The following is a 12,219-nucleotide window of genomic DNA, read 5'->3' as shown; positions in this document are numbered from 1 at the left end:
ACTTGCGGGGGATTTGGCAGCAGTTAAGATATTAGACTTGCAATTGGAGTAACATTTTCAGGCATGATCAAGTTGCGATTGAAGCGATACGGCAAAAAGCGCGAGGTGAGCTACCGGATTGTAGCAATGCACAGCAGCACCCGTCGGGATGGTCGCCCTCTGGAAGAACTAGGGTTTTACAACCCTAGAACCGATGAGATTCGGCTGGAAGTTCCAGCGATTGTCAAGCGCCTGCAAGAAGGAGCGCAGCCAACTGAGACCGTGCGCCGTATTTTAGAAAAAGCAAACGTATTTGAACAGGTCAAAGCCTGATTAGCCTGTGACTGATCCAGTCGTTGCTAACTCTGCTCAGAAAACCGCTAGCCCTGATTTTGCTGGGCTAGTTAAGTTTTTGGTTGAACCTTTCCTGGAATCTCCTCAATCTCTCAGTGTAGATTGTGAGGTTTCTCCACGCATAGGACGTGTTCTAGTTCGGCTGGCATTTGAGGGAGAAGATAAGGGGCGGGTGTTTGGTCGAGGCGGACGAAATATTCAGGCAATTCGAACCGTTTTACAGGCGGTGGCTCAGACGGTCGGCTATTCGGCTCATCTAGATGTTTACGGCAGCCATTCTAATAGCCGTGAAGGAGATACAGACGACAAGCCGTCACCGCCCAAATCTCAGCCTCGCCGCCCTCCCAGACCCCGTTCGTAACGCTCAATTTTGAATGGGAAAATCACTTGTTATTGAACTGCCTAGCTCTGAAAGCGCGATCGCCTTGGCTGGGGCTCACGAAGAAAATCTCAAGCAATTAGCCCGACAAACAGGGGCTACTGTTGTTTTGAGAGGTCAGGAGCTGCTGATTTCGGGCACTGATGCTCAGGTTGAGTTGGGTGAGCGATTGGTGCGATCGCTTGAACCCTATTGGAGCATTGGCAAAACGATCACTGGGGTAGACATTCTCACTGCCCGTCATGCTTTAGATACTCAACGGCAAGAAGACCTGCAAGATCTTCAGCGCGACGTGCTGGCTCGCACTCGACGCGGCGAAGAAATTCGGGCAAAAACCTTTCGGCAGCGGCAGTATGTTCAGGCAATTCGCAAGCACGACCTGACTTTTTGCATTGGTCCCGCTGGTACGGGAAAAACTTTTCTAGCTGCGATTATTGCAGTTCAAGCACTTCTATCGAACGAATATGAGCGGCTGATTTTGACTCGCCCTGCGGTTGAAGCCGGAGAAAAACTGGGCTTTTTGCCGGGGGATTTGCAGCAAAAGGTGAATCCTTACCTGCGGCCACTTTACGATGCGCTGCATGAGATGCTTGATCCCGAAAAAATTCCTAATCTGATGGAGCGGGGTGTGATTGAGGTTGCTCCTCTGGCTTACATGCGCGGGCGAACGCTGAACAATGCGTTTGTGATTCTGGATGAAGCGCAAAATACTACGCCTGCCCAGATGAAGATGGTGTTGACCCGCTTAGGGTTTCGCTCGCGCATGGTCGTGACAGGTGACGTTACGCAAACTGACCTGCCAACCAATCAGCAGTCTGGACTGGCGATCGCCCAAAAGATTTTGCAAAATGTTGACGGCATTGCTTTCTGCCAACTGTCAAAAGCAGATGTAGTACGCAACCCTCTGGTGCAGCGCATTGTTGCAGCCTACGAGCAGTACGAGACTTAAAATATTCTTATAGCACCCGATGGTGATGAGAAAGCAGCCATGAGAAGACAGCCATGAAAAAAGCTTCTGTACGGTGGCGAATGGTCTGGTTTGTCGGGTTATTTCTGCTGTGGCTACTGTGCAGCGGTTCTGTTTTGGCTGGCACATTATCTGATCGTCTGGCTCAATTTCCAGACTGGCAAACTAAGCCATCGGTGCAGGCTGCGACGGGCGATCTGGTTTACCCAGACTGGTTAGCAGGTGAGTGGACGGTGACAACGACGCTGCTAGATATGACAGCCCCGCTCGCGCCAGAAATTACCACGCCTGGATTTGAGAGCAACGAGCAATATCTTAACCAGCCCTTTACCTTTCGGGTGCGATTTGTGGAGCAGCAGCCTCGACTGAATGGCATCTTTTCTTCACTAAAACAGCTGGTAAGGGGACAAAAGCAGGTTGTGGCAGATCGAGCGTTCAACGGACAAAATTTAGCGGAGGCGTATCTGGGCGATCGCACCGTTCTCTCTGTCAGAGTCGATCCGAACAATCCTAATCGGCAGATTACCTTGTTGCAGGGCGATCGCCAACTGGTTTCTACCGTTACCGGACGCGCTACAGAGAATCCCGATCCCGACCAGTTCATCACCACAGAAATCTTTCAGCAGATGTTTCGGGGAGCACCCCAGCTTTACTTCAACGAAGTTGAGACTACCACTGCTTATCAGCGCCATGACACAGAACCCGCCATTTCTGCTGATCAGGTGACGGCTATCTACCTTTCGCCTCAAGACCCAGACTATTTTAAGGTTGGGGATATCCCCGTTGCGCTCTACCGCTATCGGCTTGAATTTTCCCCAGTTGTCTCGGCAGATTTAAACGCAGGGGAATTGAACAATGGAAACGCGCTTTTTCCAATTTGAAGCAGACTTTGTGAATTCGCTGCGCTGCATTCCGATGCAGGTTAGGCTTAAACTCGACACCTGTGGCATTAAGTTGAAGCTTCCCCAGTGGCATCGGTTTAGCGCTGAAGAACGACAGACCCTAGTTGATTTGCCCTGTGAAACTGAGACTGAAGTGCGAGCTTATCAGCAACTGCTGCAACGCTTGATCTCCGAAAGAACTGGTGAAGCGGCGACTGAATTGGCAATCGATCCCCACCCTGCCTGGAGGAATGCTGAAACTGTAGCTGATAGCGTTCAGGACAAAGCCACAGAAATTGGCGTAACCATTACTCCTGCTCAATGGACAAACCTCTCCCCAGAACAGCGTTTTGCCCTGATTAAGCTGAGCCGTTCTAATCACGAAAACGCCAACTTTTTACCTGCACTTCACGAATTTCAGATCATCTAGGTTAAAGATCAGGTTCTAGAGGATCAGGGATGTATCCCTGATCCTCTAGTGGGAAAGGAGTAGGTTGAAAAATAGAGAAAAGCTGGAAAACTGCTAGTTTTGGGTTAAGTTTAACGAGGTTCCGTCCCTAAGATCTGTGTAGCTCCGTAAGTTTCGGCTATATCTCCTGCTAGAGATAGCTATTGGGGCGGCTGTTAGGAGACGATACTGAAGACTCGCGATTGGAAAAGACCGCACTAGCTTACTCATGAATATACACACCGTATCAACCCAACCTTTTACCGACCAAAAGCCCGGCACCTCTGGGCTACGCAAGCGCGTTCCAGTCTTTCAACAGCTTCATTACCTGGAAAATTTTGTCCAGTCAATTTTTGACAGTTTAGAAGGCTATCAGGGGCAAACCCTAGTTCTAGGGGGCGACGGTCGTTATTACAATCGTCAGTCAATTCAGATCATTTTGAAGATGGCAGCCGCGAATGGGTTTGGGCGCGTATTGGTAGGGCAAGGCGGGATTCTTTCAACTCCGGCCGCCTCCTGTGTGATTCGTAAGAATAAAGCCTTTGGCGGAATTATTCTCTCGGCTAGCCACAACCCTGGCGGTCCAGAAGGCGACTTTGGCATCAAATACAACACTGGCAACGGTGGACCGGCTCCTGAAAAAGTCACCGAAGCGATCTATGAGCGCAGCAAAACAATCGAGGGCTACAAAATCCTAGAAGCCCCTGACGTTGACCTGGATCAAATTGGGATATCGCAACTTGGAGAAATGACGGTCGAGGTAATCGATTCGGTATCTGACTACGCCGAACTGATGGAGTCGCTGTTTGACTTCGATCGCATTCGTCAATTGTTCGCTTCAGGGCAGTTTCGCCTGTGTGTAGACTCAATGCACGCTGTTACAGGCCCTTATGCTCACGCGATTTTGGAGCAGCGGTTAGGGGCACCCGCCGGAACGGTAATCAACGGCAAACCGCTAGAAGACTTTGGTAATGGACATCCTGACCCCAACCTGGTTTATGCCCACGAGTTGGTTGACATCATGTTTGGTGAGGATGCACCGGACTTTGGCGCGGCTTCGGATGGAGATGGCGATCGCAACATGATCTTAGGTTGCCAGTTTTTTGTCACGCCCAGCGACAGCCTTGCCGTATTGGCAGCAAATGCAAAACTAGTTCCGGGCTACAGCAGCGGCTTAGCAGGCATAGCTCGTTCCATGCCTACCAGTCAGGCTGCTGACCGAGTTGCGGCTCAGCTTGGCATCGACTGCTATGAAACGCCGACGGGCTGGAAGTTTTTTGGCAATTTGCTAGATGCAGGTAAGGCGACGCTCTGCGGTGAGGAAAGCTTTGGCACTGGCTCTAACCACGTCCGTGAGAAGGATGGACTTTGGGCAGTGCTGTTTTGGCTGAATATCCTGGCAGTTCGGCAGCAGTCGGTTGAAGAGATTGTGCAAGAACACTGGCGCACCTACGGACGCAACTACTATTCTCGTCATGATTATGAGGGAGTAGACAGCGATCGCGCCACAACCCTGATGGACAACCTCCGCACTGCTACCGCCACGCTCAAAGGCAAGCAGTTCGGCGCTTACACCGTTGAGTATGCAGACGACTTCAGCTACACCGACCCCATAGACGGCAGTGTCAGCCAAAAACAGGGACTGCGAATCGGCTTCACCGACGGATCGCGGATTGTCTTCCGACTCTCCGGCACGGGTACTCAAGGCGCAACGCTAAGAGTCTATCTGGAAAGCTACCAACCTGACCCGGGTAAGCAAGATCTGGATGCTCAAGATGCACTGGCAGAATTGATTGCGATCGCTGAGGAACTAGCCCAAATTCGCACCCACACGGGAATGGACAAGCCAACGGTAATTACCTAAGAACCAGAGAACAAAAAAGGGAGGTGGGCTAAGCCCACCTCCCTTTTTTGTTCCAAAGCTGTAGGATGGCGATCGCTTTCAGCCCTGCATTCTCTAAACTGGCGATCGCACTAACGGAAGGTTTCAATTGTGATGAAACGATGAAGTCAGTCTATCGAAAATTGAGTCGTTTAACTTGTAGAAATACTTAATTAAGAGCCACGTTTGCAGTAGCATTGGCTATTCTCGCTTACAGTGGTCATCTTTAATTCAGTCCAGACACTTTTCAATCTACAACACTGTTGGCTGACGCTAATGAGCAAGCGAGTTGATCCGGCTTTACTTCTGACCCTCTTGATTACAACTGGTTTGATTGTAGGTGGCATCAGTCTTCTAAACAGGCTTTCACCGGGACTAATCCCCGGTTCGGCAGGACAGTCCAATTCAGCGGGTGATAGCCGTTGGGAATCGACCCGCGGTTCAACGCAACTGACTATTCTAGGGGACACCTTCAGCGGATACAGCACCTTTCGTCACAGCACTTTTCAAGATGCCTTGAAAGAAACCGGCTTAACGCTGAATTATGAGGATGAATTTGACCAGGCAGCACGGGCTGAGCGGTTAAATCAGGGTGAGGCAGATCTAATCGTGACCACCCTAGATCAATTTCTTCAGCAACAGCCTCAGGGACAAATCGTAGGATTGATCGATCGCACCGTCGGCGCAGATGCAGTTGTCTTAAATACGAAACAATATCCCAACTTAAAGTCACTGCTAGATTTAAACCAGCTCGTGCAGCAAGCGCGATCGCAAGGTAAACGCTTGGGAATTGCCTTTGCAGGGGATACCCCAAGTGAATATTTGTCGCTAGTACTGGATACCAAGTTTGAAGCGTTTAACCTATCAGACTTTGAAGTGATCCGCGTTGCTGATGCCTCAGAAGCGTGGGAACTAATGCAAGCTCCAGCGGGTTCATCTGAGGTTGATGTGGCGATCGCTGTGATCTGGGAGCCTTACGTGACCCAGGCACGGCAGCAAGGCTACACTGTTGTTTTATCGAGTCAAGATGCGCCAGGGGCGATCGTCGATGTTTTAGTTGCGTCGGATCGGTTGATTCAATCTCAACCGGGACTGCTCTCAGAATTGCTGGAAGCATACTACCGCCGTATTGATGCAAACGTGCGTGACTCAGCGCAACTTCAGGCTCAAATTGCTGAAGATGGCGGGTTATCGTCTACTGATGCGGTTTCTGTACTTCAGGGCATTGAATTCTTTACTGCTACCGAGTCCCAAGCCTGGTTCAACGATGGCACTTTGGAGCGCCGCATCGGTTCTACAGCAGCAGTGCTGGCATTGGCGGGACGGTTGGACCAGGTGCCCGAAAACTCCACTGCCCTGTTCAGTTCAGAATTTATCACTAGAGCAGCTACCAATACCCAAACTTTAATTGAACTAGTGCGGGCAGATAATCCAGAACTGGCAGAGCGACTGGCAGGTCGAGAGAGCGCTGTGAGGGTGGCTACTGCTCTGGAAAACAGCCAGATTCAAACTGCTCCCGATATTGGCAATCTAGAAGTTAAGGGAGACGTTGGCTTTGGTGTTGGCTCGGCTCAGTTGACCGCCACAGGGCAGCAAACCCTAAACCAATTGGCGCAAGAAATTCAGGAGTTTAATACCCAAACGGTGGCAGTGCGGGTGATTGGCCACACCTCCCAAACAGGAGCCGCCAGCCTTAATCAAACCCTGAGCCAGCGACGGGCGCAGGTAGTGGTCGATTATCTGCGGAATCGGGGTGTACAGAACAACATTGTGGCAGAAGGCAAAGGGTTCAGCCAACCACTATCTGGTATTGCTCCAACAGATGCACGCAACCAACGGACTGAGATTCGTCTCGTTCGCGTCAATTAAATTAAGGGACATTCCCATTCACCTATGCTTGCTCATCCCATAGCTGTATTCATACAGGGTAGAACTTGCTGCGCTACGATTCGCTGAGCTGATAGTAAATACAGCGATCGCACGGACCACTCGGATTGACTGCACAGCGTAGCAGTTCCGATCGCGCATTGTAGGTACAGGTTGGATCACCGATCACCCAGTGGCCGTCGACTAGACTTTTCTCGACGGGCGAATGTGTCTTTTGAACACAGAGAGTGATTTTGTGCAGCCGATAGCGACCTGATTTCAGCAAGTAGCGGTGTTTGCGCTCTAAAACCAGATAGGTTTGCCCTTCCACCTCCAGGTAGGCACCAGGTTGAGGGTTCCAGTCTAGATAGAGAGTCTCCAGCGTAGAGCGGGTGTCGCTCAGAATGACCTCTGTCGGCAGCAGCGAATTTGACTCCATAGCAATCGGGCGCAATCAACGAGTGACCAAACATCTTATCAAATTAAACAAAAGGGAAAGGAAAAGGGCATTTTTCTTGCCTCTTCCCTTCCCTTGAAGTCGTCCCAATTTTAGTTGGTTCTTGTTCAAATATTCTTTAAGAAGTCGTGCGAATAAAACTTCTCAAAGAATATTTAGAGCTTGATGAGGGGCGATCGCCCCTCATCAACTACTACGCCAGTGCAGCCTGACGCTCTTTAGCTTCCTTGATTACCTCTTCTGCCACATTGCTGGGGCAAGGCGCGTAGTGGGAGAACTCCATCGAGAACTGTCCACGTCCAGAGGTCATTGTCCGCAGGTCGCCGATGTAGCCAAACATTTCGCTCAGCGGCACGTCTGCCTTAATCCGCGCTCCCATTGGGTTGGTGTCTTGGGACTTGATCATGCCTCGGCGGCGGTTGAGGTCACCAATCACGTCACCCATGTGGCTATCTGGTGTGAATACGTCCACCTTCATGATCGGCTCAAGCAGTTGAGGACCAGCTTTGGGCAAGGACTGACGATAAGCAGCCCGTGCCGCAATCTCAAACGCCATTGCCGACGAGTCAACGGGGTGATAGGCACCATCTGTCAGCGTGATCTTCAAGTCGACGCAGGGGAATCCAGCCAACGGACCCCGATCAATACTGGTTTCAAAGCCCTTTTGAATAGCGGGCAAGTATTCTCTGGGTACGTTTCCACCCGTCACCTTCGACTCAAACACAAAGCCAGTACCCGCCTCACCGGGCTCGATCACATAGTCGATCTTGCCATACTGACCCGAACCGCCTGACTGCTTCTTGTGGGTGTAGCTGTCTTCTAGGCGCTTCGTAATGGATTCGCGATAAGCCACTTGAGGCTTACCGACTTCCACTTCTACACCGTGCGTCCGCTTGAGAATGTCAACCTTGATGTCGAGATGCAGTTCACCCATGCCTTTGAGGATGGTTTCGCCGCTCTCTTCATCAGTTTCGACGTGGAAAGAGGGGTCTTCTTGCACCATTTTGCTCAGTGCCATGCCCATCTTCTCGTCGCCTCCCTTCTTCTTCGGCTTCACCGCAACGGAGATTACCGGTTCGGGAAAGACCATCGGTTCCAGGGTGGCAGGTTTCTTAGGATCGCAGAGCGTGTGTCCGGTCTGGACGTTCTTCATGCCAACGATCGCCACAATGTCACCCGCTTGAGCAGAGTCAATCTCCTCACGGGAGTTGGCGTGCATTTCTACCAGACGGCCAATCCGCTCAGTTTTACCTGTAGCGGTGTTGAGTACCGTATCACCCTTAGACAAGGTACCGGAATAGAGGCGGGTGAAGGTCAGAGCACCAAAGCGATCGTCCATGATCTTGAAGGCTAACGCCCGTAGCGGACGGTTGGGGTCGACGATCGCAAATTCGCCCGTTTCATGTCCTTCCAGGTCAACCTCTGGCTGAGGCTTAACTTCGGTGGGATCAGGTAGGTAATCCACGACCGCATCCAGCACTAACTGCACCCCTTTGTTTTTGAAGGAGGAGCCGCAGTAGGTGGGGAAGAAGGCGAGGTCGCGGGTGCCCTTGCGAATACAGCGCTTGATCGTGTCAATATCCGGCTCGTTTCCTTCCAGATATTGCTCCATCACGTCATCGTCATGCTCAACCGCTAGCTCAATCAGCGCTTCACGGTAAGACTCAACCTGGTCAACCATGTCAGCGGGAACTTCTTTGATCTGGTAGTTAAGCGGATCGCTGGAGTCATCCCAGATCCAGGCTTTACGGGTGAGCAGATCAACCATGCCTGTGAATTGGTCTTCAACACCAATCGGCAGCACCATTACTAGCGGCTTAGCTGCAAGCACGCTTTCGACTTGCTTCACCACTCGGTAAAAGTCAGCGCCCGTACGGTCAAGCTTATTGATGTAGATGATTCGAGCGACTTTGGAGTCGTTGGCATAGCGCCAGTTGGTTTCAGACTGGGGTTCAACGCCGCCAGAGCCGCAGAACACACCAACGCCACCGTCAAGAACCTTGAGCGAACGATAGACCTCAATGGTGAAATCGACGTGACCAGGGGTGTCGATGATGTTGAGCTGGTGGTCTTTCCAAAAGCAGCTTGTGGCAGCGGACTGAATCGTGATCCCGCGCTCTTGCTCTTGCTCCATGAAGTCCGTGGTCGCCGCACCTTCATGAACTTCACCAATTTTGTGAATTTTCCCAGTTAGTTTGAGAATTCTTTCGGTGGTGGTCGTCTTGCCCGCATCTACGTGAGCGAAGATGCCAATGTTGCGATAACGAGACAGGTCTTTCATAATTGCTCTACAGATAGGTTCTACAAACCAGTGACAATCACTCGCAAGTGGCACTCAAGGGGAACAGCGTTGCCTTCATAGCAGCACGGACAGATCCCACCACCTGGAGGTTGAGAATCTAGCGATTCTCGTGGCGACTATACTAATTGTTAATAATTTTAAAATACTTTTGCGACGTATAGGAAATTTGGTCGGTCGTAAGTGCCACACTCTCAAGGTGCGGTCGCTATGAGACGAGCGCTTCGCCAGCTTTGCCAAGCATTTCGCGCCCGTGCGGTTCAGAGAGATTGGTCAGGTCGGGACCAGAAGGAATAATTCCACCTGGATTTAACGGAAACAAATTGCCATAATAGTCTCGCTTGATGCTTTTCTGGTCACAGATGTCAGCTACGCCAGGAAGCTGATAGAGATCGCGCAGGTACGCACCCAGATTCTTGTAATCTTGAATCCTACGGCGGTTGCACTTGAACAATCCGTAGTATGCCACATCAAAGCGAAATAGGGTGGTAAACAGGCGAACGTCAGCCAGCGTAGGGCGATCGCCACACAAATAGCGATTCTTTTCCAGGATAGCGTCGATTTCGTCAAGTGTGGTGAAAAGCTGTTCGCAGGCAACGTCGTAGGCTTCCTGGGTTTGGGCGAAACCGCAGCGGTAAACACCATTGTTAACCGAGTGGTAGATTTTCTCGTTCCACTCGTCGATTTTTTCCTTTAAGTCTTTGGGGTAGAGGTCGAGGGTAGGGTGATGGGCGATCGCATTAAATTCTGAGTTCAGCATCACAATGATGTCAGCGCTCTCGTTGTTCACAGTGGTTTGCGTCTGCGTGTCCCAGAGAACCGGAACGGTACTGCGACCGCTATAGCCTGGTTCCCCTAGCTGGTACAGATCAGCCAGGGTGCGAATTTCTGCTTCGGGTTGATCGAGTGCCCAGCCGCTATCGAGTGGCGAGACGATGGAAACGGCGATCGCATCCTCAAGCCCCTTCAAGGCGCGAACGACCAGAGTCCGATGCGCCCAGGGACAGCTCATGCCTACATAGAGGCGATAGCGACCTGCTTCTGGCTGATACGGATTCTTCTCCTCAGTGCTGATGAAGTTGCGGAACTGGCTGCTGGGACGGATGTACTCCCCCGATTTGCTGCGCGGAGCGAGGTTTGACATCATCACCCGCCACATGGTCGTCCAGACAAATTTGCCCAGCCGAATGATTAGTGTTGGCGGCAAGGACTTACCTTTTCGCTTGGCTTTAGGTTTTTCAGGATTAGAGGGTGTTTGAGTCACATCTGTAGCCTTGTGTAGAGCAGTTGCGCTTTACTCGTTCCCAGGTTTCACCTGGAAATGCTTTTGGAGTGGCTCTGCCACTTAATTGCAGAAGGCGGAGCCTCTAACTCTACATTTCAGGGCAGAGCGTCGAAACGAGTTTTGACATGCTAGGTTTTGGAATTGAAATATCTTTCCTTGATCTTAGCGATTATGCGCTGTGTGCGTAATTCTGTTAGTCGTAACGGAGTCAACGCTTGAATGTTAGATGAATATTGATCTTTGTAATCAAAGAAATAATTAATGTCACTCAGAATGCGCTCAAGTCGTTGAACGATATTTTCGGTGCGATATTCTGCAAAAAATTGTTCAGACAGATTAACAGGTGCTGAATTGTGAACCACTTGTAGAATGCGCTGAATATCAAATTCTTTAGAATATCCGGCGATTTTGTAACAGTTGAATCCTGGATCGAGGTAGTCTGATAAGCCGCTGTTAACACTGGAGAAGACCTGGCAGCCGCAGGCGATCGCCTCCATTGGCTGTAGCCCAAATCCTTCACTCACACCCTGCATTGCCCAATATTCCGCCGAGTCATACAGGTAAACTTTGGCGCGATTGAATAAGCCTGCCAGATCTTCAACGTAAGAATTGACAACACAGACGTTACACTGCTGCTGCAAAGCGGGGACTAATTCTTTGAGCAAATATTCTGACGATTTTCGCGCCTGGACTAATACGTCAATATCTCGCTCTAAACTCAGACTTTGGAACTCATCAGAGATTTGGTTGGGTAGGTAATAGATTAAAGCGTGGGGCGATCGCTGTCCCCAATAGCCCATCGTATTACGACTAACCGTAATAATGGGGACGCTGGACGGTAGCTTGAACCCATACTCAGCACTGTGAGCGTGATAGACCACGTTGTAGGGCTTTAATCTAGCGGCAAGTTTAGGAACATCAAACCCCCAGCTAATCACAAAAATTACATCTTCTCCCCGTTTCTGAAGGACATCATCCAGAAACAGTGTCTCTTTTTCTCTTTGACGATAGGTGACGACCTCAGCCGGACAAACCTGCTGTGCCAAACGCAACGTTTTTAACTCTGCCCACAGCCCGCCACAGGCAAACTTACCAGCCGTTCCAGGAACCAAGAAATAAAGTTTTCTCACAACACTACCAGCTTCACCATCCCTATTTTGCCTCTAATATTTTGCCTCTAAGGAGATGGCTGAGGAAGAAATTGCTTTAATGAAATTCAAGTAGGATGTGTTGGAGCTGCATAACGCGTTGTGGGCTGTGGGTTAATGCGTTACCTCTACCGCTTAACGCATCCGGCGTTGCTGCAAGGGTAATGCTTGGTTTGGCATGATAGAAGAATGAAATGTCCTCAATGTAATTCAACTCAAGTCGCTAAGAACGGGCATCGTCGAGGGAGACAATGCTACAAGTGTAAGCAGTGCA

12 protein-coding genes are annotated in these 12,219 nt (G+C 50.5%); 8 read left to right on the top strand and 4 right to left on the bottom strand.

Annotated features, from left to right (window positions below; all coding sequences use genetic code 11):
- Positions 1–63 precede the first annotated feature (63 nt).
- The 7 genes from rpsP to H6F93_RS11455 all read left to right on the top strand — a co-directional run bounded on the left by rpsP (position 64) and on the right by H6F93_RS11455 (position 6,759).
- On the top strand, positions 64–312 hold the full coding sequence (gene rpsP, locus H6F93_RS11485; protein ID WP_190645678.1) for a 30S ribosomal protein S16: 249 nt from the start codon (positions 64–66) through the stop codon (positions 310–312).
- 7 nt (positions 313–319) lie between these two features.
- Positions 320–694 carry a KH domain-containing protein gene (locus H6F93_RS11480; RefSeq protein ID WP_190645679.1) on the top strand — a complete coding sequence of 125 codons (375 nt, stop codon included), beginning with the start codon at positions 320–322 and terminating at the stop codon, positions 692–694.
- Between the two features lie 13 nt (positions 695–707).
- On the top strand, positions 708–1,661 hold the full coding sequence (locus tag H6F93_RS11475; protein WP_190680814.1) for a PhoH family protein: 954 nt from the start codon (positions 708–710) through the stop codon (positions 1,659–1,661).
- Positions 1,662–1,714: 53 nt separating this feature from the next.
- The gene (locus H6F93_RS11470; RefSeq protein WP_199313640.1) at positions 1,715–2,560 is read left to right on the top strand and encodes a DUF6816 family protein; all 846 of its coding nucleotides are present in this window, start codon (positions 1,715–1,717) and stop codon (positions 2,558–2,560) included.
- Positions 2,535–2,990 carry a nitrate reductase associated protein gene (locus tag H6F93_RS11465; protein ID WP_190680812.1) on the top strand — a complete coding sequence of 152 codons (456 nt, stop codon included), beginning with the start codon at positions 2,535–2,537 and terminating at the stop codon, positions 2,988–2,990. Before H6F93_RS11470 ends, H6F93_RS11465 begins: the two co-directional genes overlap by 26 nt.
- A gap of 247 nt (positions 2,991–3,237) precedes the next feature.
- On the top strand, positions 3,238–4,872 hold the full coding sequence (locus H6F93_RS11460) for an alpha-D-glucose phosphate-specific phosphoglucomutase (RefSeq protein ID WP_190680810.1): 1,635 nt from the start codon (positions 3,238–3,240) through the stop codon (positions 4,870–4,872).
- A 294-nt stretch (positions 4,873–5,166) separates the two neighbouring features.
- Positions 5,167–6,759 carry a phosphate ABC transporter substrate-binding/OmpA family protein gene (locus tag H6F93_RS11455; protein WP_190680808.1) on the top strand — a complete coding sequence of 531 codons (1,593 nt, stop codon included), beginning with the start codon at positions 5,167–5,169 and terminating at the stop codon, positions 6,757–6,759.
- A gap of 73 nt (positions 6,760–6,832) precedes the next feature.
- On the opposite strand, the gene H6F93_RS11450 is transcribed toward H6F93_RS11455, so the two are convergent.
- The 4 genes from H6F93_RS11450 to H6F93_RS11435 all read right to left on the bottom strand — a co-directional run bounded on the left by H6F93_RS11450 (position 6,833) and on the right by H6F93_RS11435 (position 11,927).
- On the bottom strand, positions 6,833–7,195 hold the full coding sequence (locus H6F93_RS11450; protein WP_190680806.1) for a DUF6464 family protein: 363 nt from the start codon (positions 7,193–7,195) through the stop codon (positions 6,833–6,835).
- Between the two features lie 211 nt (positions 7,196–7,406).
- Positions 7,407–9,494 (bottom strand): elongation factor G, encoded by a 2,088-nt coding sequence (fusA, locus tag H6F93_RS11445; protein ID WP_190645685.1) that lies wholly within the window; start codon positions 9,492–9,494, stop codon positions 7,407–7,409.
- A gap of 226 nt (positions 9,495–9,720) precedes the next feature.
- Positions 9,721–10,776 (bottom strand): glutathione S-transferase family protein, encoded by a 1,056-nt coding sequence (locus H6F93_RS11440; protein ID WP_347277281.1) that lies wholly within the window; start codon positions 10,774–10,776, stop codon positions 9,721–9,723.
- Positions 10,777–10,925: 149 nt separating this feature from the next.
- On the bottom strand, positions 10,926–11,927 hold the full coding sequence (locus H6F93_RS11435) for a glycosyltransferase (RefSeq protein ID WP_190680804.1): 1,002 nt from the start codon (positions 11,925–11,927) through the stop codon (positions 10,926–10,928).
- A 207-nt stretch (positions 11,928–12,134) separates the two neighbouring features.
- Here H6F93_RS11435 and H6F93_RS35765 point away from each other — a divergent pair.
- Positions 12,135–12,219: transposase-like zinc-binding domain-containing protein (locus tag H6F93_RS35765; RefSeq protein ID WP_524537882.1), on the top strand; the 85-nt coding region annotated here is incomplete at its 3' end.

The organism is Leptolyngbya sp. FACHB-671, from assembly GCF_014695745.1.
In the GTDB taxonomy this organism is placed as follows: domain Bacteria; phylum Cyanobacteriota; class Cyanobacteriia; order Elainellales; family Elainellaceae; genus JAAUTN01.
The sequence above is the reverse complement of the archived record's forward strand: the minus strand, read 5'-3'. Positions and strand labels throughout refer to the sequence as shown.